This window comes from Streptomyces sp. NPDC093064, from assembly GCF_044754605.1.
GTDB lineage: Bacteria > Actinomycetota > Actinomycetes > Streptomycetales > Streptomycetaceae > Streptomyces.
Genome location: NZ_JBIVPK010000049.1, coordinates 32,797 through 54,002 on the forward strand (window position 1 = coordinate 32,797; position 21,206 = coordinate 54,002).

General features: G+C 68.8%; 19 protein-coding genes and 3 pseudogenes. 12 read left to right on the forward strand and 10 right to left on the reverse strand.

The annotated features are described in order from the left end of the window. Window positions 1-48 precede the first annotated feature (48 nt). Window positions 49-999, forward strand: coding sequence for a YafY family protein (locus ACIQFZ_RS35580; RefSeq protein ID WP_365433567.1), 951 nt, complete (start codon window positions 49-51; stop codon window positions 997-999). Window positions 1,000-1,500: 501 nt separating this feature from the next. Then, the gene (locus ACIQFZ_RS35585; RefSeq protein ID WP_383060647.1) at window positions 1,501-2,223 is read left to right on the forward strand and encodes a VOC family protein; all 723 of its coding nucleotides are present in this window, start codon (window positions 1,501-1,503) and stop codon (window positions 2,221-2,223) included. A gap of 208 nt (window positions 2,224-2,431) precedes the next feature. Here ACIQFZ_RS35585 and ACIQFZ_RS35590 read toward each other — a convergent pair whose 3' ends face one another. Then, window positions 2,432-2,821 carry a DUF6223 family protein gene (locus tag ACIQFZ_RS35590; RefSeq protein WP_365437053.1) on the reverse strand — a complete coding sequence of 130 codons (390 nt, stop codon included), beginning with the start codon at window positions 2,819-2,821 and terminating at the stop codon, window positions 2,432-2,434. A 523-nt stretch (window positions 2,822-3,344) separates the two neighbouring features. Here ACIQFZ_RS35590 and ACIQFZ_RS35595 point away from each other — a divergent pair. Together ACIQFZ_RS35595 and ACIQFZ_RS35600 are read left to right on the forward strand one after the other, a co-directional pair. Continuing rightward, entirely contained in the window at window positions 3,345-5,000 is a 1,656-nt protein-coding gene (locus ACIQFZ_RS35595; protein ID WP_365775958.1) for an amidohydrolase, read from the forward strand. 720 nt (window positions 5,001-5,720) lie between these two features. After that, window positions 5,721-6,064 (forward strand): annotated as a pseudogene (locus tag ACIQFZ_RS35600) (zinc ribbon domain-containing protein); the annotation flags it as partial. 60 nt (window positions 6,065-6,124) lie between these two features. On the opposite strand, the gene ACIQFZ_RS35605 reads toward ACIQFZ_RS35600, so the two are convergent. Together ACIQFZ_RS35605 and ACIQFZ_RS35610 are read right to left on the reverse strand one after the other, a co-directional pair. Further along, a complete protein-coding gene (locus ACIQFZ_RS35605) occupies window positions 6,125-8,320 on the reverse strand; it encodes a DUF6351 family protein (RefSeq protein WP_402693176.1) in 2,196 nt (731 codons plus the stop codon). 380 nt (window positions 8,321-8,700) lie between these two features. Next, a pseudogene (locus ACIQFZ_RS35610) lies at window positions 8,701-8,910 on the reverse strand (DUF6233 domain-containing protein); the annotation flags it as partial. A gap of 82 nt (window positions 8,911-8,992) precedes the next feature. Between ACIQFZ_RS35610 and ACIQFZ_RS35615 the strand changes: the two are divergent. Further along, window positions 8,993-10,186 (forward strand): DUF2993 domain-containing protein, encoded by a 1,194-nt coding sequence (locus ACIQFZ_RS35615; RefSeq protein ID WP_402693177.1) that lies wholly within the window; start codon window positions 8,993-8,995, stop codon window positions 10,184-10,186. A 264-nt stretch (window positions 10,187-10,450) separates the two neighbouring features. Here the strand turns inward: ACIQFZ_RS35615 and ACIQFZ_RS35620 are convergent, their stop codons facing one another. Both ACIQFZ_RS35620 and ACIQFZ_RS35625 read right to left on the reverse strand, forming a co-directional pair. After that, window positions 10,451-10,723: a LysE family translocator gene (locus tag ACIQFZ_RS35620; protein ID WP_383060638.1), complete on the reverse strand. Its 273-nt coding sequence runs from the start codon at window positions 10,721-10,723 to the stop codon at window positions 10,451-10,453. After that, the gene (locus ACIQFZ_RS35625; protein ID WP_383060665.1) at window positions 10,720-10,956 is read right to left on the reverse strand and encodes a LysE family transporter; all 237 of its coding nucleotides are present in this window, start codon (window positions 10,954-10,956) and stop codon (window positions 10,720-10,722) included. Before ACIQFZ_RS35625 ends, ACIQFZ_RS35620 begins: the two co-directional genes overlap by 4 nt. A 582-nt stretch (window positions 10,957-11,538) precedes the next feature. On the opposite strand from ACIQFZ_RS35625, the gene ACIQFZ_RS35630 reads away from it, so the two are divergent. The 3 genes from ACIQFZ_RS35630 (at window position 11,539) to ACIQFZ_RS35640 (ending at window position 14,341) form a co-directional block, all read left to right on the forward strand. Next, window positions 11,539-12,090, forward strand: coding sequence for an RNA polymerase sigma factor (locus ACIQFZ_RS35630; protein ID WP_402693178.1), 552 nt, complete (start codon window positions 11,539-11,541; stop codon window positions 12,088-12,090). Between the two features lie 242 nt (window positions 12,091-12,332). Further along, window positions 12,333-13,157: a hypothetical protein gene (locus tag ACIQFZ_RS35635; RefSeq protein WP_402693179.1), complete on the forward strand. Its 825-nt coding sequence runs from the start codon at window positions 12,333-12,335 to the stop codon at window positions 13,155-13,157. A 422-nt stretch (window positions 13,158-13,579) separates the two neighbouring features. Then, a complete protein-coding gene (locus ACIQFZ_RS35640) occupies window positions 13,580-14,341 on the forward strand; it encodes a helix-turn-helix domain-containing protein (RefSeq protein ID WP_365433100.1) in 762 nt (253 codons plus the stop codon). A 1-nt stretch (window position 14,342) separates the two neighbouring features. Here ACIQFZ_RS35640 and ACIQFZ_RS35645 read toward each other — a convergent pair whose 3' ends face one another. Continuing rightward, window positions 14,343-14,759, reverse strand: a complete 417-nt coding sequence (locus ACIQFZ_RS35645) for a VOC family protein (protein WP_383060635.1) — start codon at window positions 14,757-14,759, stop codon at window positions 14,343-14,345. A 455-nt stretch (window positions 14,760-15,214) separates the two neighbouring features. Here ACIQFZ_RS35645 and ACIQFZ_RS35650 point away from each other — a divergent pair. After that, a pseudogene (locus tag ACIQFZ_RS35650) lies at window positions 15,215-15,514 on the forward strand (transposase); the annotation flags it as partial. Here the strand turns inward: ACIQFZ_RS35650 and ACIQFZ_RS35655 are convergent. Next, window positions 15,511-16,062 carry a hypothetical protein gene (locus tag ACIQFZ_RS35655; RefSeq protein ID WP_402693180.1) on the reverse strand — a complete coding sequence of 184 codons (552 nt, stop codon included), beginning with the start codon at window positions 16,060-16,062 and terminating at the stop codon, window positions 15,511-15,513. The pseudogene ACIQFZ_RS35650 and the gene ACIQFZ_RS35655 overlap by 4 nt on opposite strands. Window positions 16,063-16,446: 384 nt before the next feature. On the opposite strand from ACIQFZ_RS35655, the gene ACIQFZ_RS35660 reads away from it, so the two are divergent. Beyond that, complete coding sequence (locus tag ACIQFZ_RS35660) at window positions 16,447-16,824, forward strand: DUF6281 family protein (protein WP_365433094.1); 378 nt, start codon at window positions 16,447-16,449, stop codon at window positions 16,822-16,824. 48 nt (window positions 16,825-16,872) lie between these two features. Here the strand turns inward: ACIQFZ_RS35660 and ACIQFZ_RS35665 are convergent, their stop codons facing one another. From ACIQFZ_RS35665 to ACIQFZ_RS35675, 3 genes are all read right to left on the reverse strand, one after another. Next, window positions 16,873-17,169: a hypothetical protein gene (locus tag ACIQFZ_RS35665; protein WP_365433091.1), complete on the reverse strand. Its 297-nt coding sequence runs from the start codon at window positions 17,167-17,169 to the stop codon at window positions 16,873-16,875. 525 nt (window positions 17,170-17,694) lie between these two features. Beyond that, a complete protein-coding gene (locus ACIQFZ_RS35670) occupies window positions 17,695-18,450 on the reverse strand; it encodes an SCO4225 family membrane protein (protein WP_383060633.1) in 756 nt (251 codons plus the stop codon). A gap of 889 nt (window positions 18,451-19,339) precedes the next feature. Then, a complete protein-coding gene (locus ACIQFZ_RS35675) occupies window positions 19,340-19,645 on the reverse strand; it encodes a hypothetical protein (RefSeq protein ID WP_383060631.1) in 306 nt (101 codons plus the stop codon). A 62-nt stretch (window positions 19,646-19,707) separates the two neighbouring features. Between ACIQFZ_RS35675 and ACIQFZ_RS35680 the strand changes: the two genes are divergently transcribed. Together ACIQFZ_RS35680 and ACIQFZ_RS35685 are read left to right on the forward strand one after the other, a co-directional pair. Further along, entirely contained in the window at window positions 19,708-20,763 is a 1,056-nt protein-coding gene (locus ACIQFZ_RS35680) for an ABC transporter permease (protein ID WP_376653092.1), read from the forward strand. A gap of 232 nt (window positions 20,764-20,995) precedes the next feature. Then, a complete protein-coding gene (locus ACIQFZ_RS35685; RefSeq protein ID WP_402693181.1) occupies window positions 20,996-21,142 on the forward strand; it encodes a hypothetical protein in 147 nt (48 codons plus the stop codon). The last annotated feature ends 64 nt before the right edge of the window (window positions 21,143-21,206 follow it).

A 21,206-nucleotide genomic window follows, 5' to 3' on the forward strand; every position in this document is an offset into this window, starting at 1 on the left:
GGACAGTTCTGGTCCTGGTTGTGGCGTGGGTGTGGAAAACTTCCGTGAGTGATCAGCTCCTCCGCCCGCCTGCTACGGCTGCTGTCCCTGCTGTCCTCCCGGCCGTCGTGGACCTGCGCCGAACTGGCCGAGCGCATGGAGGTCACGGATCGAACAGTCCGGCGGGACATCGCCCGGCTCCGGGAACTCGGCTACACCGTCGACTCCGAGGCCGGTCCGTGGGGCGGTTACCGCCTCCGCGCCGGCTCCCGGGTGCCGCCGCTGATCCTCGACGACGAGGAGGCGCTGGCCGTGGCCGTCGGTCTGCGGGAGGCGGCACTGAGCGACGCCCTGGGCGGTGACCAGGCCGCGCTGTCCGCCCTGCTGAAGCTGCGCCAGGTGCTGCCTCAGCGGATCGCAGAGCGGTTGGGTGAGCTGGACGACGCGTTCGTCAGCCTCCCCGGGGCCGACGGGCCGCAGATCAGGGCGGGCCTGTTGCTGGAATTGGCAGTCGCCTGCCGACGAGGCGAGCGTGCCCGGCTGTCGTACGTCGACGCAGAGGGGCGGGCCACGGTACGGGACGTCGACCCGTACCGTCTCGTCCGCACCGGGCGCCGCTGGTACTTCGTCGCGCGGGACGTGGTGCGAGGCCAGTGGCGGACGTTCCGGGCCGACCGGATCGACCGCCTCCAGCCCACCGGCCGGCCTGCGGACCTCACGGACCTGCCCGACCCGGCACGGCTGGTCTCCCGCAACATCGCGAACGGCCCCTACCCGTTGTCCGCGACCATCCGGCTCCCGCTCCCCATGGAGGCGGCGCTGCGGCTCGTCCCCGCAACGGTCGGCACCCATCGCTCCGACGGCCCGGACGCGACCCTGGTCGACGTAGGCGGCCCCGATCCGGACGGCCTCGCCCGCTACCTCCTCGGCCTGGGAACTTCGCTGCGGGTCCTCGCGCCGGAGTCGGTACGGCAAGCCGTGTTGCGTCGCACCCGGGAACTCCTCGAGGCCCACGGATGAGGGCTGAACCGGGGCGCGGCAGGTCCGGCAGTACCGGGTTGCGGAAGGTGCCGCTGGTCCGACGCCTCGAGGATTACCGGCTGAGGCCCGTGCTTGTGGAGTTCGTGCATGGCTGCCAGCGCGGCCTGCCCGCCGGGCGGGGCGTTGACTGACGCAGACCGGCGGGCACTGTCACCGCTGTTGTGGACGCACGTGTGCCCTTACGGCCGGTTCCGGCCGGACGTGAACCGGTGCGCCTCGACCTGGACCTGACAGCCCGCGCCGCCGCCGTGCCGGCGCCGCGCACCCCCGAGGCTGAACCGGCTGCCGCCCCGGCGTGACGGGCTGACTCAGGCGGTGCCGTGGACGAAGGTGCCATTCCGCACGATCGTCATCCTGTGGGGGACCGGGCTCCCCCGCGACGGAAACTCGGATGCGGGCGCCGCACGGCCACCCTAGGCTGCGCTCGCGGGGAGGGCGAGGAGCCGTATCGACCGTCAGTGGATCGGAGATGCACGGGGTATGACCAGTCAACTGTTCGCGATTTGCTTCAATGCGACCCAGCCGTCGGGCCTAGCGCGGTTCTGGTCCGAGCTCCTGGGCTGGGAGTTGGCTGACGGGCCGGACGACGACATCGCGATCCTGCCCCCTGATACCGCCGGGTTCCGCATCCGTTTCCTGCCGAGCCAGGAGCCGAAGATCGGTCAGAACCGAGCGCACTTCGACCTGACGAGCACCTCCCCGGAGGATCAGCAGCAGACGGTGGCCAGGGCCCTGGAGTTCGGCGGGAAACACATCGACGTGGGCCAACTCCCGGCAGAGGGGCATGTGGTGCTCGCCGATCCAGACGGCAACGAGTTCTGCGTCATCGAGGCGGGCAACAAGTTCCTCGCCGACACTGGCTTCATCGGAGCACTGGCCTGCGACGGCACGCAGGAAGTCGGTTACTTCTGGAGCGAGGCGCTTCGGTGGCCGCTGGTCTGGGACCAGGACCAGGAGACCGCCATCCAATCGCCGAACGGCGGTACGAAGATCACGTGGGGTGGTCCTCCGGTGGCGCCGAAGCGGGGCACGAACAGGCTGTACTTCGAGCTGGCGCTCCCCACCGACGCCGACTGGGAGAGGGAGGTCGACCGCCTGATCTCGCTCGGCGCGACGCGCACCGACACCGGCGAGGGCGACGGCAGCCGGACGCTGATGCTCGACCCCGACGGCAACGAGTTCTCTGTACAGAGGCCCCGGTAGCGGGGCTGTTGTCGGTGGCTGTTTTTCACAGGCGCGCCTGTGAAACACAGCCACCAGGCGGATGAGTCCAGGGCTTCAAGCAGAGCAGCGGGCTCACCTCGAAGGCCGGCGGCCGCCCGCTAGCCGGCGGGACTTGGGATGAGTACCCCACCGGTGCGGCAGCCGGGTAGCCGGTGCCTGACAGGCAGACGTGGACGTGTGCTTGCGGTCAGCCGTCAGCCGGTTGGGCGGTGCGGCGGGAGCGGGCCAGAGCCAGCCGGCCGAGGACCGCGGCGATCAGCCCCAGCACCAGGGCCATCGCGCCACCGACTACTCCGTTGCCGGTGCCGGGACCACCATCGGCGACGGCAAGATTCAGCGCGCCGACGACCATGCCGAACAGCCCTGCCATCATGGCCACAAGGGCCCTGCTTCGCCTGTTGCCGGCGCCGGCACGACCGGCGGGGCGGGTCAGATTCAGCCCACCGATGACCACGCCGGCCAGCGCCACCAGAGCGGCCGTGCCGCCCACGAGTCGCCCGGTGGTCACGCTGTAAACCGCGGCCAACTGGGCCGAGCCATGCGCCGCCGCCGCGGCAAGCACAAATCGGACTGACATGGGGTGCTCCTCCTACGACTGGACGTCGTCCGATCATGTCTGTCGGACCCACATCTGGTCGTCCGGCGGGCGCAGACAATTCGCGCTGCCGCCGATGCCGCATCCGGCTACTGCGGACGCTGCGGGAGTCGCGAAGGTACCGCGTGTGCGGTACCCGGCCGATCATTGGCGCGCTGAAGTCGGCTGCGCTCGCCCGAGTGCGGTCCTCAGCCCTCTTTCACCCCTGCCCACGCGCCTGGGAAGGTTCCCCGCCAGGCGTTGCCGGCCCGCTCGCCGTTCACCCTTCCCGGCTGCTGTGCGCCCCCGTCCCACAGCTCCACGCGGTCGTCCGTGTCCTCTGAGTAACAACTTTGTCGTCCTGGGATGTTGACGAAGCAAAGTTCTGGGGTCAATGTTGCTGAACCGTTTGCCGCTTACACCTAACCTCACCCCGGAGGTCCATGTGTGTGACCTGCACGATCAGCATGAGCACGAGCACGAACCTCTGAACACGAGCGGCCCCACACTCAGCAGACGACGCATCATGCAACTCCTCGGCGCCGCCGGCGTGACAGCCGCCGCGATGACCGCGGAAGCCGACCCCGCAATGGCAGCCGCCGCGGACGACAGCCCGGCCGCCGACTACCACGCCCCCACGGGCCTCGCCCAGGACAGCCCCGCCAAGGCCTCCGCGCTCGCCTGGATCACCGCCAACGCCGACCAAGTCACCAGGCTCAACTCCGAGATCTGGGAGAACTCCGAACTCTCGCTGCGCGAGTGGAATTCCTCGCTCGCCGAGGCGGCGTTCCTGGAGAAGGCTGGATTCCGCGTCGAGTTCGGCACCGCGGGTTTCCCGACCGCGTTCACCGCGACCTTCACCTCCGGCAGCGGCGGACCGGTGCTCGGCTTCAGCGGCGAGTACGACGCGCTGCCCGGCCTCTCGCAGAACAAGGGTGTCGGCCACCACGACCCGCGCGAGTACATCCACGACCCCTTCGCGCCCAGCTATGGCCCCGGTCACGGCTGCGGGCACAGCGCGCTGGGCACGGCCGCAGCCGCCGCGGCGGCTGCCGTCGCGCAGGCGGCGAAGAAGCACAAGCTCCCGGTGACCGTGAAGTTCTTCGGCTCGACAGCCGAGGAGACGCTGATCGGCAAGACCTACACCGTCAGCAAGGGCGTGTACGACGGCCTGGACGCCTTCCTCGACTGGCACCCGTCGACCGCAAACGCCACCGGGTGGGGCTCCACCACCGCGATGACCGCCGTCACCTTCACCTTCCTCGGCGTCGCAGGCCACGGCGGCACCCCGCTGGGCAACAAGAGCGCGCTGGACGCGGCCGTGATGATGGCGACCATGTCGGAGTTCCTGCGCGAGGAGAACCTGGCCCCCTCGGGACGGCTCCACTGGGTGATCAACAACGGCGGCGACATCCCCAACGTTACCCCTGAGATAGCCGAGATCTCCTACTACGTCCGCGAGGGCAGCCCCGCGCGCGTGCAGGTGCTCCTGGACAAGGTCATCGCGGTCTCCGAGGCCGCCGCCAAGGCCAGCCAGACCAGCGTGCGCCACCGCATCACCTCGGCCTGCTGGAACCAGCTGCCCTCCAAGTCGTTCGCGGAGCTGCTGCACGAGAACATGCGGCAGATCGGACCGCCCCAGTTCACCGACGAAGCGCACAAGCTCGCCAAGGACCTCCAGGCATCCCTGGGGCTGCCGCAGAAGGGCATGCACGACACGATAGGCGACCTCACTCCGCCCAACCCGGCCTTCCTGGGCGGCGGTTCCACGGACGTCGCCGACATCAGCTGGAACGTGCCGACCGTCTCGATGGGCGCCGCGCTCGCCCCCATCGGCACCAAGATGCACACCTGGTCCACCGCGGCCTGCGCCGCTGCTGCCCCCGGCCAGGCCGCCGTGCTCGCGGCCGCGCGTTATCTGGCGGCCACCGCCGTCGACCTCGTCACCCAGCCCGACCGGCTCAAGGAGATCAAGGCCGAGTTCAAGGAGCGTACGCGCGGGGTGCAGTGGAAGACGGCACTGCCCGACGGGTACGAGCCGCCGATGTACGAGCCGCCGGAGTGGTTCCTGAAGAAGACCGGCCAGAAGTGGCCCCCGAAGAACATCACCTGGCCGCCCCAGCGCATCGTCTCCCAGGAGAAGTTCTCCTCCCTGGGCCCAGACCTCGCGCCTCAGAAGTAGGAGGCAGTGCCCGAGAGCTGAGCTGTGGTGCGGGGCCGATGAGGAGTCACCGGCCCCGCACCACCTCATCGGCCTCCCGCCGCGTACCGGCATCCTTGGTCGAAGGGGAGCGAGCGGCTGCTCTCCCGCGCCGCCTCGGCCCTCGGCGCGTGCGGCATCGGGATGCCGGTGAACCTGCTGTGGCTCAGCATCAAGCTCGCCCGGTCGTCCACGCAGAGTTGGTCGACAGCGCGGCCCCTTGGAGGCAGACGGTGAACGGTCCGCGGGATGAAGCCCGCCTGGCGGTCCGCCGGGCGGGCCAACGACTGACCGAGGACGCGGCTGCCTTGATGGCCGCGTCCGGGGAGGCAGCCGAGATCGGGTTGGAGACGAGTGCGGAGGAACTCCGACGCGCCATTCTTGTTGCCTGGAGCGCTGGCGTGGCGTCCGAGGGTATTGCCCACGACGCCGGTGTGGAGGTCGGTGTGATCCATGACTGGGTCGGACCGGGCCTTGGCTCGTAGCCGTGTCAAAAACCCGTCAGTGATTTAAGCAAGCCCGCAGGCGTCCTCGTCCTTGCGGCGGAGCTGCAGCCCTGTGGGGGCAAGTGCGTTGGTCTTGCCCGCCAGTCAACAAGCTTCGCAAGCCGCTGATACACCGTCATCCACCGACCACGGACCTGCTCGTCAGCCACTGGCGTGAAGTGCTTCTTCAGCACGGTGTTCCCAGCAAAGGAAGCACCGCAAGGCAGGCGAGCGCACCTCGCGTCTGGCCGCCGAGGCGTGGGGCCGTACGGTCACGATGCTGACGTACAAGACAGCCCGGCTCGGCGGCACCCTGGTCAAGGCCCCCGCACCCGGCACCTCCCAGCGCTGTTCGGCCTGCAGTTCACCACTGCGGGCAGCCGGGAGTCCCAGGCCGTGTTCGTGTGTAAGAACCCGGACTGCGGTTGGTCGGGCAACGCCGACCACAACGCAGCCCGGAACATCTTGCACCTGTACCGGATCGGCCTCGTGGCGATCCCGGCTGCTGGAAGAGCAGTCGCCAGGTGCGCTCGTCGCGCCACGCCTCCCACCGCAAGGTAGGGCGGAATCTCCCCCGTTCACGGCGGAGAGCGCTTCAAAAGTGAGCGACCGGCATTGTCCTCAGGGCGTGCCGCCCACGGCCTGCCAGGTGCCGTTCAGCGGGCGCTGCCCGTATCCGGCCTTGGACCAGTCGCAGACGCCGGTCGGGAAGATCTCTCGCAGCCGGCGCAGCTCCGCGGTGCTGAAGTCGACTGCGTAGTCGGCGGCGTTCACCGGCTTGCGGTGGCAGGCGACGACGTCGTCGGTCAGCGGTGCTCCAGCGACCAGGCGCGGTGTCGGGTACGCCGGGTACAGCTTGCCGCACCGTCCCCGGTTGTCGTACGTCAGCCGCTGGGTGATCTTCCGCGGCTGCGTGTCGCGGGTCCAGCAGGCGTCGGTCAGGTCGGCGGGCTTGCCGGCGGCCACCTTCCGCGCGAGCGGCCGGTCGGAGTGGTCGGCGGTGACCGACGTCAGCCAGGCGTCCATCGCGGTGAGCGCCTGCCGCAGCACCGGGCTCTCGAGGCTGAAGTAGCCGTAGCGGTCGTCCTCTTCGAGCATCACGTGGTTGTCGGCGTTCCCGTTCGCCACGATGAGCCGCGCCCTGGTGGAGAAGCCGTGCACCACCATGTGGATGTCGCCGCCGGACGCGTGGTCGGTGTAGGCGCGGTAGTCGATGATCGGCGTGCTCGCAAGCCCGCCGCCGCCCGACAGGATGCGCCCGGTCCTGTACGCCGCCATGGTGGCCGTGATGTCGGCCCGGGTCCGCTCTGCGGTGTGCCGGGCGTCGCGGTCGATGCCGCCGATGCCGGCGTTGAGGTCGAGGAACTGTTCCTTGGTGATCGTGCCCTTGTTGAGGGCGTCGAGGCCGTACTGCACGCCGACGTTGTCCAGGGGGCGCAGCGCGAAGCCGGTGCGGGGCTCCCGCCCGTAGACGTTGACCGTGTGGTCGTAGACCGTGGCCCGCGCGCCGCCGGGGTTGTGCTCCGCGTCGTAGCGCTGGTCGGTCGGCATGCCGGCGGGGAACTCGGCGTCGGGGTCGAGCCGCTTGGCCCCGTCGCTGAGGTTCGGGATGGATTCCCGCACGCCGAAGCCGGAGACGGCCCGCTGTTGCTCGGGGCTGAAGCTGCCGGGTGCGGTGTCGGTGAAGTAGTTGTCGAGCAGCCGCGAGTCGAGCAGTGTGAAGTTGGTCGCGGAGGTGACGTCGGGGAAACTGCAGCCGACGACGATGCCGTTCAGCAGGCCCGGGTAGTTGTCGGCGATCTGGTGGCTCTGGTACGAGCCTCCGGAGCAGCCCCAGCCGATGGTGAACCGCGGCGCCCCGTACCGCTCGATGAAGCGCTCCTTGACCATCATTGTGGACTCGGCGGCCAGTAGGTCGTTGCAGTTCTGGCCGAAGACGTTGAGTGAGGACGAAGCGACGGCATAGCCGCGGCGCAGCATCTCCGGGTCCAGTACGCCGCCGGTGGCGTCGCCCTGGGTGTACCAGCCGGCGCGGCAGCCGCCGCCGAAGGTATAGATCAGGCGGCCGTTCCAGCCCTCGCTGGGCGTGACCCGGTCGGGCTCGGGCCGCGCGGGGTCGTGCAGCATGGCGACCTGGTAGATGGCCCGGTTGACGGTGCCGGTCTCGATGCGGATGAGGAACGGAACCGTGGCGCCGGTCGTCGTCGTGGTGTGCGCGAGGTCCGCGGGCCGGGCGTCGCGGTCCGGGAGCGGTTTGATGGAGCCGTCGGTCGAACGGTACGCGTAGTCGACCCGTGTATTCGCGGAGCAGTCCTTGTCGAGGGCCGGGCCCAGGGTGGACCCGTCGACGAGCTTGAACGACTTCGTGGCGCACAGGTAGGGGCGCTCGTGCGGGCCGCTGATGACCGGTCCGGTGATCGGATGGTTGCGCACCTCGAGGACGTCGCGCGCGGCCCGCGCGCCCGACGCGTCGCCGGTCGTGGCGGCGATGCGGTTGCGGCCGTCCGCGAGCCCGGTGACCAGGCCGGTGAGCCCGTGACCGTCGGCGTCGGGGGTGAACTGTCCGGTGATATCGGTGCCGTTGCGGACGACACGGACCTCGCCGGGCCCGGTGCCACCGGGCACGTGCACGTGGACGAGTACGTCCCCGCCGGTGACGAATCCGGGGTGAGTGGAGACGGAGGTGACGGCGAGACGGTCCTGGCCGCCGTCGGCCGCGGGCGCCGCCGCGAGAAGCGTCGCCGCGGCGCCGACCAGCGCGGTGGTGAGACCGATCCGCCGCCTGCGGCGGCTGACCAGTCGTCTGAACAGGGACACAGTGGGCCTCTCATCGGGGGTCTTGCGGTTCCCAGGACGTACGCGTTATCTGTAAGCGCATACTTCACCCTGTGGCAGGCCCAGCGGGTGCGACAAGGGGCCTTGGTCACGCTCCCGTAACGGGAGTGACATCCCCGGGGATGCGAGCGACAGAAACCAACCGAGATCCGGCGTCGGAGCGCGGTCCGCTTTGCCGGAAGTGAAACGGGGTGTCCGAGTGGGGCCCGGCGGGAATCCTGACGGCGCCGGCCGGGCCCTTCTTCAGGGTCGCGAAACGCTTTCCTCCTCGCGAGCGGTAGCCGGGTCGCGCAGCGGCCGTATGTCGCCGCCCGCCGGGGCGGAGACCCGGAGTGCTTCCTCGCGGGAGACGGCCGTTGACGGGTGCCGGCCATGTGGCATCCGCCGACGTGCACTATGGTCGGCGGTCGGCCCTGGCCGATGCCCAACTCGACCGTCCAGGGCGGCATCCGGCGGCGTAGAGGGCCCCTCGCCGCGGCGCCGTTCGGCTTCTCGGTGCCGTTCACGGGCGATCCAGGCGACGACCTGGGCCGGTACGCGACTTGAGCGGAACGCTCGCGCTGTGGTCGCATGAGGGCGATGACCTCCAGACCTTCCGCATTCTCCGCAGCACGAGTACCGGTGAGCCGTGCCGCCCAGGACGGCACGGCCCCCGTGACCGACGTTGAGGCCGGTGCCGACGGCGACGCACCAGGCCAGCCATCGGTACACGACGATGAGGCCGGTCCCGGCGCCGACTCGGATACGGATGCAGGCGCGGACACCCGCGACGACGCCGAGGCCGGCCCCGCGGCCGAGGCTGACGCCAAGACCGAAGCCACCGCCGTCACCGCCACCGACGACACAGGCGGCACGGACACCGTCGCCCCCGCCCCCGACTACGGCAAGGACGGCACGAAGGACCGCCCGCGCGTCGGGCGCAAGCCCGGCCGCATCGTCCGGCGGACCGTCAAGACGCTCGCCGCGCTCGTCGTTGCGCTCGCGTTCCTCGCGCTCGGCGACCGATGGGCCGTGCTCTACGCCCAGGATCTGGCGGCACAGCAGGTACAGAAAGCGCTGGGGCTGCATGCCGCGCCGGAGGTACACATCGACAGCTTCCCGTTCCTCGGGCAGGTACTCGCGGGCGGCGTCGACCACGTCGAGGTCAGCGTGCCGCACGTCGACGCCGGGCCGGTCTCCGTCGCGCAGGTGCGGGCGAACGTCGACGACATCCGGATCGTCGGCAGCCTGCCGTCCTCGGTCAAGGGCGCGGTGCTGGACCGGGTGCGCGGCGACATCCTGCTGGACTTCAAGGACCTGAACCGCGAAGTCGGCGCGTCGCAAGTTCACTTGAGTCCCGGTCCGGGGAAGAACACGGTGCTGGCCCGCGGCGACCTGCCGGTGGGCGGCCGGCAGGCCCAGGTCCGCGGGCGGGCGCAGCTGCGGCGGGTCGGTGACCGCGGCCTCGCCATGAGCGTGCGGGACCTGCGCGTGGTGGTGCCCGGCCTGCTCACGTACGTGCCGGGCAAGGGCGGCGGCCTGCAGCTGGCCGCGGCGGCCGCCGACCGGATGGACGAGGACAAGCTGCAACAGGCGGCCGGCAAGGACGTCCGCCCGCAGCAGATGATGAAGGGCCGGGTGCTGGACGCGCTTGTGCACCATCCGTCGGTGCTGAAGCCCACCGGCATCGATCCGTCGCTGATCCAGGGACTGCAGAAGCTCCAGGAGCCGAAGGTCGCGCAGCAGATGGAGTTCTCGGCGCAGCTGCCGGACGACCTCCCGGGCGACATTCGGCTGCGCGACATCTCGGTGGCGAAGGACGGCATCCGGGCCCAGCTGACCGGAAAGGACGTGCGGCTCAGCCGGTGACTCGCCCGCTGCACGGGGCTCACGGGGCTTTTAGATCATCGCCCGGTCGGCGTTTGCCTGAGGAACAGCCTGTCGTTCGTGAACCGCGCCCTGCCCATCCCAAGCCTGGAGGCTTGTTCTAGCGGCGATCGTCGCCGTCCACGTCTCTTCTCCGTCGGCTGTAGTTCGCTACGTCCGGCGCCAAAGGTGCAGATAGTGCAGAGCAAGAGGCCAGGAGCCTGTCTCAGTAACCGGCGACCCGCGCAACGTTTCGAGTATCCGCTATCACACGTCATTCCCGGTGAGAGCGAGACCGGCGCCGAGGCCGACCATCACCGCCCCGGACACTGCGCCAATCCCGGACAGGCGGCGGGGCGACCCGCGGATCCAGTCACGTGTGGTCCCGGCGAGGAGCCCCCAGGCCGAGTCGGAAACCAGAGCGACAGTGGCGCAGACGATGCCAAGGAGCAGGAGCTGCAGCGTCACGTGCCCCGCCGAGCGGTTGACGAACTGGGGCAGCACCGCAGAGAAGATCAGGAAGCCCTTCGGATTGCTCACCCCGACAACGAAGCCTGCCGGACGATGCGGCGCAGGTTTGCGGGTGGCCGCTGCTGCGCGTCCGTGACGGCCAGTTCCCCGCGATGCCGCCACGTCTGGATACCGAGGTAGATCAGATAGAGCGCGCCGGCGAACTTCAGTACTGAGAACACCACGATCGATCGCGCGACCACGGCCCCCAACCCGAAAGCCACCAGCACGGCCTGGATCAGCACCCCGCCGTTGTTGCCCATCGCCGTGGCCAGCGCCGCCCGGCGTTCGAGGTCGAGCCGGTGGAGGGCAAACAGCTGCCACGCCGTGCGGCGGCGGTGGATAGGACGTTCCGGGCGTTCGACCCTCACCAGGTCCTGCTGCTGCCGCCATCGCTGGATGGCGATTGCCTGACAGGTCCGGCCATCGGGTCGATTCCCCAAGCCGGAAGGACCGGCCACCGCTGCCGCGGGACAACCAGCCGGGCGACCGCGAGCGATCCCAGCGATCAAGACCACCCGGTCAGTTGCCCGTTAGCGACACACGTTCCTAGCCGCTGGAGGCGGGCTATGCGGTGATCGCCCGCAGCGCCGGGGTGGCGCGGTTCCCGGCGAAGTTCCTGATCGTTCAGGCTTATGCGGGTGCGTACATGTCCAGCTCGTGCACGGCGTGCTGTGCGGCGACGCCCCCGACCCGTTCCGCCGCAACCGGTGACCGAACCAGACTGACCACTGGTTGTGGATCTCTTTTGATGGCGTGAGAAGGGATTGCACGGTCGGCTGCTGTAATCGCGAGGGGGTGACGGACACAAACGGTCTGCGAGGATCATCGGAAGGGGAGGCCGTGTGAGTGAGATCGCGGACGAGTGGTCCCGGTTTGAGGCGGTGTACGGGGACTCGTACTACGCCGTGGTGAGGTATCTGACGCGCCGACTCGCCCCGGACCTGATCGACGATGCTGCTTCGGAGGTGTTCGCCATCGCTTGGGAGCGTTGGTCGACGAAGCGGGGCGCCGAGTTGCCGTGGCTATACGGCATCGCCCGGCGGGTCGTCGCCAACACGTGGCGCTCCCAGGGGCGGGCGGATCGGCTGGCAGGCCGGCTGCGCGGCGAACAGGACACGTACACAGACGAACCCGGCGCGGACTCCCGGGTGCTGGCGCGCATGGGCGCCGCCCGTATTCTCTCGCGGTTGTCCGAGGGCGACCGTGAGGCGCTGATGCTCGTCTCCTGGGACGGCCTCGAGCCGCATGAGGCGGCCCAAGCTCTCGGGTGCAGCAAAGCCACCTTCGCCGTGCGCCTGCACAGGGCCCGACGAAGATTGGAGCACGAACTCGCGAAGGACGTTCCTGCGGTCGCCGACCATCGCCCTGTCACTACGGAGAGGACTGCAACGTGAAGCGAGACGTGGAGCGGGTCCGAGGAGTCCTGACCACCGCCAATGATCCAGCAGGTCTCGTCGAGCCTGCCCGCGCCGCCCTGCCGTCACAGGCGGAGCACACACTCCGGGCTCTTCGGTCCACCCGGCGTCCGCGACGGGTACGTCTGGGTCGACGGCGGCTCCTCGCGGGAGCAGCGATCGTGGGCGGCGGCACGGCCCTGGCCGTGGGTGGCCGGAACCTCCTCCCGAACAGCGACGTAGTGACACCTGTCGCATACACACCACCCGTACTGTCCCTGCAGCCCGTTGAGGGACAGTCGGCGCGCGAGTTCCTCCTCGCCTTCGCGCGGCGCGTGGAAAGGCTCGAACTCGAAGCGGCACAGGGCGCCTACCAGTACTCGAAGACGTGGGGCTGGTGGCTCAACACAGCCGGGGACGTTCCGGGAGGCGTTGCCAACGCCGCCGTGCCCACCGTGACCGAGTCCTGGGTGGGCAAGGACCATTCCGGACGTCAGCGCAGTGCGTTCGGTGAGCCCATCTACCCCAGCCCCGCACAGCGGAAGGAAGCCGAAGAGGCGGGACTGGTCGCCGGTACCGGGGTCGAGGACCGGACGTTCGGGCCCGGCAAGTTCCCCTCTCCGGAAGGCGGAGACTGGGGGGCGGTCGCTCCGTTCGCCACCGACCCCGGGGAACTCGCACAGCAGCTGGCGAAGATGAACTGGGAGGGCGGGTTGATCATCTATGGAGTGAACGACCTGCTCGGCTACGTGGCGAGATCCGGCCCGGTGGATCCGCGTCTCCGCGCCGCCGCGCTGCGGGTCCTCGCCGGCAGCACCGACGTGGCCGTGGCCAGCACTACGAGCCGGAACGGACGGGACGTGATCGCCGTGTCGCAGAACGAGACGCTGGACGGCAGCACGCAACGGGAATCAGTACTGTTGGACCCGGAGACGGGTTACCCCGTGGGCACAGAGTCGGCTCTGTTCGGACACGCACGGCGCCTCAACGTGTCCGTCCCCGCCACTCTCAGCGTGACCGAGACGCTGGAGCGGGGCAGTGTGTCGACGATCGACCGGAGGCCCTGAGCGATGCCGGAAAGGAAGTACAACAGGCCCCCTCCTGAAGGCGATACACTTGCCCGGGCCGACGACCAATACGGCATACGGGCGGAAGACATTCACAGCGCGATCCAGGAGCTCCACAGGGCCGGGCTCCTGCAATTGCACGATGCGTACCGGGATACGTACTTTCTCGATCCCGGCCCCGATCACGCGGTGGGTGAAGCACAAGAGGACCTCGTCGAACGCGTGAAGAGGCTGGAAGCCCTACGGTTCCACTGAAGTCGGCGCCCCCCGAAGTTCGAGTACTGGTAGAAGCAGTACCAACGGTTGTCGTCGGCGCCTGGTTTCCCGGTCGATGTGGTCCGTCGTGCGTGATTGCCGGTCCGCGTCTCGAATGATGTGGTCTGGCTCTTGCGGTGTGAAGCGATACCACCGCCTGCGGGCTGATGTCCGCGTTCGGCTCCCGGGGTATCGCACCCGCGTGGCGTAGCCTTCGTGACGTGTCCGCCGAGTATGGAGAGCGTGCGTCCAGGCTGCCGGGGGCGGTCGTGTGGACGCGGGGAGCCGCCAGGCGTCCGGGAGTCGGCGAGGCGGCGGCTGTCCTGCCCGATGGCTGCATGGATCTGCTGTGGACCGAGGGCAGGCTCCTTGTTGCCGGGCCCGACACCCGCGCGTACCACCCTGGCCCCGGTGAGCAGGGTCCGTGGGCGGGCGTCCGCTTCTTCCCCGGCACCGCCCCCGCCCTGCTCGGTGTGCCCGCGCACGAGCTGCGGGACCGACGCGTGGACCTTGTAGACCTATGGCCCGGTGCCCAGACGCGCCGCCTTACGGAACGCGTCGACGAGGCACCGGACCCGGCCGCTGCCCTCGAAGATCTGGCGCTGCGTCTCGCGGCCGACGCGGATCCCTTCGACCCGCTCCTGGGGGCGGTCGTGGCGTCGCTGACGGCTGGCCGCTCCGTCACGGCGACCGCCGAATCGGTGGGCCTCGGCGCGCGTCGGCTCCACCGACGTTCCCTGACCGCTTTCGGCTACGGCCCCAAGACCCTGGCCCGGGTCCTCCGTCTGCAGCGTGCCCTTGCCCTGGCCCGCGCCGGCATCCCCTTCGCGGAGACGGCGGCACTGACGGGCTTCGCGGACCAGGCTCATCTGTCACGCGAGGTGCGGGAGCTGGCGGGAGCGCCGCTGACGGAGCTGGTGGGACGGTAGCTCAAGCGCTGTCGTCCGCGAGCGGCGCGAACAAGTCGATGCCGTTGCCGTCCGGGTCGTTCACCACGGCGTACCGCTGGCCCCAGACGGTGTCCCACGGCTTCAGCTCGCCGTGGTACCCGGCGCCGACCAGCTCCTCGTACACGGCGTCAACATGTGCGGGGCTCGCGCACCGGAACGCCAGTCCCACCCGGCCGCCGCCCGTCGGCGGACGCCACGACGGGTGGAACGAGCGGATGGTGTCCTCGGTGTCGAGAGCAAGGCGTAGCCCACCCGGCAGTGCGGCCTCGACGTGCGGCTGGTCCTCGGAGCCTTCGGGGAACGCGATCCCAAGGCGCCGGTAAAAGGCGAGCGACGCGGCCAGATCGGAGACGACGATGCCGATGACATCGAATTGGGGTGACAGCTCGGTGTTCATGGCCGGCAGCGTAGGCAGGGGACGGGCGTCGGGTCTTGAAGGAAACGGACACCCTCCTGGGAGACGGTGACGGGGTCGGCGCGCCATGCCGTGCCGACCCCGCGTTCCGGGCCGCTGAGTGGCGCCCGCCCGTGGGACGAAGACCAAGTCGGCTCGGGACAACGCCCGCGGGCAGCGACCGGACCCCTAGAGACGGCGAGCAAATCGGACCACTTCAACCAAGAGGCGAACCACCTCACCAGAGACGGACCCACGGAACACGGGTGTCCCGTGACAAGGATGGTTGATCGTTGTCACCGAAAGTTGGTGATCGCTAAGTTCGTGCCATCGATTCCTCATGCCGTTTGTCAAGCCGCGAGCGGGGTGGGTGGCGTTCAGAAGCCGTCTCTCAAACGGTGATGGAACGTGCGGGTCGAACAGGTTCCCCGCCCGGGTGATCTTCCCGTGGTACGCGCATGAAGACGGGGCCTCTCGGTAGTTCGGGGACCGAGCAATGCCGAGAGGCCCTGGTGTCGTTGTTGTACGCGTCCGAACCCGTCCAGTTCAACTCGGCTGCTCCATCGTGTGATTGCCTCGCGCACGTGTACGGCAACGCGGCCGACCATCCCGATCGGGTGCGCCGGTATCCATCGGACATGACGGACGCCGAGTGGGCGGCCATCCGGCCGTTGCTGCCGGTGCCGGCCTGGCTTCAGGGGCGGGGCGGGCAGCCCGAAGGCTACTGCCACCGCCAGATGCTGGACGCGATTCGCTACCCGCGACGTGGACCACCCCACTGTGCCCCCGGCGGCGGAACGGGAGCCCAGTCCGGGCCGCGGTGGTCCAGCCACCATCTACCGATGGTGTGGAACTTCTCCTCGAACCTGCGATCCCAGCTGAGGAACCCGGTGATAGGCGCCCGCAGGCGGGTACCTCGGCCGCCCGCTTCGTAGATCACGACGGTCCGGCTTCCGAAGAGCGACCCCATCCGGATGGCTTGGACGTTCGACCACGGGATGGTCCGGCGGCGGAGGTTGTGCACGATGGCCGCCGACTGCGTGAGAGTGACGCCGAAGGGCCGCGAGATGATCAGCATCACGAACGGCAGGATGACCCCATCGAGCAGTCCTGAGACCAGTACAGGACCAAACGGGTCCCCGTCCAACCAGAACAGGACCTGAAAGGCCATGAGGACAAGAATCATGGGCAGCACAGGCAGCACGCGTTGGAGGCGCGTCAACCGGTAGCGGATGCGCTCCGGCGGTATGGCCCCGGCCTGCCGTTGCTCCATCAGCTCCCACCCCTCACCCAATGCGGCCGACACTGGCGCATCATCGCCCGGGCAGCATGGCGGACCAGGGGCGCGCTGTCCATCCGCCTACTCCGGGAAGCCGAGCAAGCGCTCTGGAGAACTCGTCTGGCCACTTACCGTGGCCGTGAATCTTGAGACTGACGAAACCGACGCCTGCGCCAAGAGGAACTGCAGTGGGCGGTATCTGCTCCACGACGACTGGGTCTGCGCCATAACCGGCGCTGTCTGCGGCGGGCCGCCAGGAAATCGACGGCGGTCAGGAGGTCGAGCACAACGAAAAGGAGGTCTGCTCCGTCATCGTATGAGAGGCCGAAGGGCCTTCGGCGATGTCGGAGAGGCGGAGGGCGGGCGATGGAAGCGAAGCCGCGGGTGCGGAGATGGACGAGGACTCTGGCGGTGGCGGCGGTCCTGGTGGTCGGGGTGACTGGCTGTACGACGAAGGGGGAGAGCGACGGGGGTCTCAAGGCGGGCGGCGCCTCCGATGCGAAGTGCGCGTACCTCGTGAAGTACGAGGGGCGGTCCTACCTCGACGTGAGGGGGCGGTCCGTGACCGACACGAAGTTCACAGTCGGCAAGGACCTCGGTACCGGCCTGCTGCCCGGGTGCGACGAATCGGGCGAGGTCGACGGCACGAAGAAGTCGGAGGAGGTGACCGTCTACGAGGTCGAGGGAATCGATCCGGCGGTCGCCGTGGCGGCGGGGAAGACCCCGGGCGAGGCTGTACTGGTGGCGGTCCAAGGCGCGGATCTCACGTCGCTGGACGCAGCTTCCTGAGTTCGTCGTTGTCAGAGACCCGGGCCTTCGCTTCTTCGGCATCTGAACTCACGGACCGCCGAGCAGTGAGTACTCGACGACGTCGTGGTTGTTGCGTTGCAGAAGAAGGGTGACGGGACACTCCGGGCCGTTGCCCCAGGTCTGCTTATAAACCTGCCAGCCAGCCGGCTCCACGACGAAAACAGGAGTAACCGTGCCGTCACCCTTGGGCAGAGCCTTCCCGTGGCCGTCCGGCTCGTACTGGCGCCCGCAGAAGCTCATGCGAGCTGGAACCTCCCACCAGGCGAACGTGTCGTAAGTCAGGCGGTAGTTGATCAGCCATCCGCCGGCTACCAGCAACACCATAGCAACCGCTACCCAGAGGACTCTGCGGGCCCTCCGGCGGATTGAGGACGTCGCCGTCAAAGCCATAGAGCAAAGATGATCACTTTCTGCGAGGGGGCGTCAAGAACCCAAGAGCACCTTGTTCGGCGGCAGCTGACGGCAGAAGCTGTCCGTGCCCCATCCGCGCCCGATCGTGCGGGGAATCTCGAGGTACCAGGGTGCCGAGCGGGCACCCCTCAGCACAACGGCTCCTGGCCGTCTCACCCGGTCAGGGGCCGTTCACATGGGCGGTGGGTGTGGGATTTGAACCCACGGTGACTTGCGCCACGACGGTTTTCAAGATCGATGGTGGTTCGACTCAGCCACTGAGCCTCTACGGGCCTCAGCCGTGTCGCTACCCACCACTGGCCGGAGGGCCGATCCGTGGACTGCAAAGCCCGTTGGCCGGCGTTCGCTGCGGCGGGTGCAAAGGAGGGCAGGGCAGCATGACGCTTCTAAGACGGACCGGGGGTGACGGTGTGGAGGTTGGCCGGTGTTCGGCGTCCCTCAGGTGGCTGAGCGCGCTCCTGGCGCCCGCAGCCTGTGTGCGAGCAGGCCGAGCAGCACAGCGTTGACCAGCCCGGACAGTGCCACACCGGCGGAGAAAATCAACGGGCTCAGCCAGGAGAGCGAGGAGTACTCCGCAAGTGCCGCCACCAAGGAGGCGAGGATGCTGAGCGGCGCCGTGGCCATGAGCGGCCAGATCCCGGCGAACCCCGGGTCCGGCGACAGGTACACGGCGTACAGGAAGAACGCCAGCGCCGCCGCGACCACAGCGAGGTACCCGCGCGCGAGCCAGTTGTCCACGGCGGGCGCCAGCAGGACCCGAATTCTTTGCAGGCGGGGACGCGCAGAACGTGCCATGTCCGTTCCCTCCTGTTCAGAGGGGTCCGCGATACGCGGGAGGGGCTCACGCGCGTCGGCAGGTGCGGTGGTCGCGGATCTCGCGACGAGGGCGCCCAACACGGCGGCATTCACGAGGGCGCACAGCAAGAGCCATACGGTCCAGAATCCGACGGCGAGCACCTCGACCGCTCCGCTGCCTTCGGCGCCAGGGCCGAAGGGGAGGACCACACTCAGGAAGGAGAGGGGAGCCGTGAGCATCAGGGGGGCCGGGGCGAAGCCACTGTCCGGGAAGAGGAACATGACCAGGACGGACGCGGCGAATACAGCTAGATAGCCTCGGGCGAGCCAGTTGTCCGTGGCAAGCGCAAGGAGTCGGCGCAGGCGCGGGATACGGCGCGGGCGGGAGGCATTCGGCATCGAGGGTTCCTTCGGGTCCGTCCGGGTTGGTGATCCCCACGATGGACCGGAGGGTGCACTCAGGCATGAGTACGGGTACTCATCGGCAGGGCGGCAGTACTTACCACGCTGCTCAGTCACACTGACCACCAGTCCTACAGGCGGCATCGATTGCTGTACAGCAGCGGAGTACGGCAACCACCGCACCCCCAGCTGACCGTCAGTGGTCCTCGGTACCCGCATGAGCAGCACCCTGGACCGCAATGGCCCAGTGCCTTGTCAGAGGAGGAAGCGGATCTGGTGCTGGAGATAGTGAAGAGACTGACTCGCGGAGCCGATGCCGAGCCAAACGGGCGATCGAGTTGAGGCGGCGCCCTCAGCGCTGCGGCGTGCGTGCCAGAACCGTGCCAGAACATGCGGGGAACCACGGGAAACGTCGGGCACCAACTCGACAGCCAATCAGCTCTAGCCGTCGCTGCGCCGCTGGTCAGCTCGACCATAGCTCCTGGATCACCCAAGCTTTCCGAGCTGAGGTCACGGCCGCGCCACGGCTTCATCGTGTGATCGAGGGGCATCTATCAGTTCATGGACCGACGTTGGGCGGTGGCCCTTGGTGCTGTCGGACGTGTGCCACCCCGAGGACCGTGCCCCCCAGCGTGGCATGACGAAAGCACCCCGCTTGACCAGCACGGATGAGGTATTCGGCAAGCGCAGCATCGACGATGTACACCGACTTCGTCATGGGTCAGGTCACCGCAGGCGTCGTGAAGATGCCTGAATTGCTGCAGTGACCACCGCCGCCCGCTGAACGGGTGCCCTTCGGCCTACGGCGGCTTGACCAGCGATGAGCCGGCGCGCTCGGCGAGCCCCAGCGCGCCGGGCAGAGATTACGCCCCGCCGTCCAGGGCGGTCAGCGCATCACGCAGGGCAACTCCTTGCGGGCCCGCTCGGCCCAGGAAGTGGCCCCAAGCCGGATGAAGGTGTCGGCCGCGGCTGCCAGAGGCTCTCGGGCCTTGCCCTTACCACGGCTGCGCCTCAGTCGTTCACCGAACGCCAGCCGGATCCGTGCCGCTTCGAAGGTCGAGCGGTCCGCTCCCGGTACAGACAGCGCCTGCTGGAAGTGCGAGATCGCCTCCCCGTCGCAACAACGCCGTGCATCGCCGCGCCCCACACCAGAGTAGGCCCGGAGCCCGTCTTCGTTCTGGTGTTCCGGCATGCCGGTGACGCGTCCGGTGCGGCAGCCAGGTGTCGCCCCGCGCCCCCCATACGATCACGGCCATGGGCGAGCGGTGGTCTGCGACGGAGCCTCCTCGGCGGCCCCGTCAGGGCGGATGGTCGCGGTTGACGTCGTCGCGTTTCGTGCCGGCGGTGGTGGTATCGCTCATCATCGCGACCCTGGCCGGGCTCTTCGTCGGCGCCTACTGCTGGGCCATGGCCAATCCTGTACCGCATCGCATCCCCGTCGCGGTGACGGGGAAGTCGGCCAGGGGCGACCGGTTCACCGATGCGCTGGAATCCACGCTCGGTACGTCACTGGTCCTGCATGCGTACCCCGACTACGGCAGGGCGCTCGCTGCGGTCGACGCGCAGCGGGAATTCGCGATCCTGCAGCGCCGACCGGCCGGGGTGGAGGTCGATGTGGCGAGCGCGGCGGGCGCGTCGGTCGCCCGGATCCTCGGCCAGAGCGCCCCGGCGGTGGGCTGGGCGCTTGGCATTCCCGTCCAGGTCAGGGACATCAAACCGCTTCCGGCCACCGACCCTCAGGGGCTCGCTCTCTTCTACATCGCCCTGGGGTCCACCATCCTCGGTTTCGTCGGTGCCATCCAACTAGCGGTGCATGCCCAGGCGCTGCGCCCCGTCGAACGGATCGCCGCCACCATCGGCTATTCCGTGCTGGGCGGCCTGTGGATCTGCGTTATGGCCGACTGGGTGCTCGGCGTGGTGCGGCTGCCGTTCGCCCAGTCATGGGGGATCTGCACGTTGACCATGTTCACGGCGGGCATGATCTTCACCGCGTTCCACACCTTCCTGGGCCGCTGGGCGATGCTGCCGACGTGGCTGCTGCTGGTCATCCTCGGCAACCCCTCGTCCGGGGGCGCAGTCGCCTGGCCCCTGCTCCCTCCGATCCTGGGCTTTCTAGGGCGGTTCCTGCCACCGGGCGCGTCAGTGAATGCGCAGCGCAACGCCATCCACTTCCCGCACAACCAACACGTCGAGCCCTACGTGGTACTCGCCGTGTGGTGCCTGGTCGCCACATCGGTCTTCCTTGTATGGCGTGCACGCCACCCCGCCAGCCGGGCGATCGCACAGGCCTCCACACCCAGCACGGGATGAGCGCGCTCACCGACAATCCTCAGCTCCAGCTGCACCGGGCCCGAGGCGTACTTGCGGGCGTTGACCAGCTCGCTGACCACCAGCTGCCTTACATCCCGTCAGCTTCTGCTGCCTACCCCTGTCGGCACCGCCCAATGCGTGTCCCTCTGCGGGTTCCGCCATACCAGCGCATCATCCCTGCCCTGCGGGGCACCCGTTCGGGCGAAGGGCTCAGCGGGCAAGGATCACCGACATGTTTGAGGAATTCCGGGAGGCAGCCGGAAACGGGTTCTGGCTCAAGTTCTGTGTGCGCCGTGAGGCGCTGTTGGTTCGAGTGGAGGTGGAAGGCCTGCACCAACTCGCTGTCGCAGCAGTGGGGTTGAAGCTGAGGGCAGCCTGATCCGGGTGATGCCGGGGAGGGCGAGAGCGGCCCTGACAACGCCGGGACGTGTCCAGTACTGCCA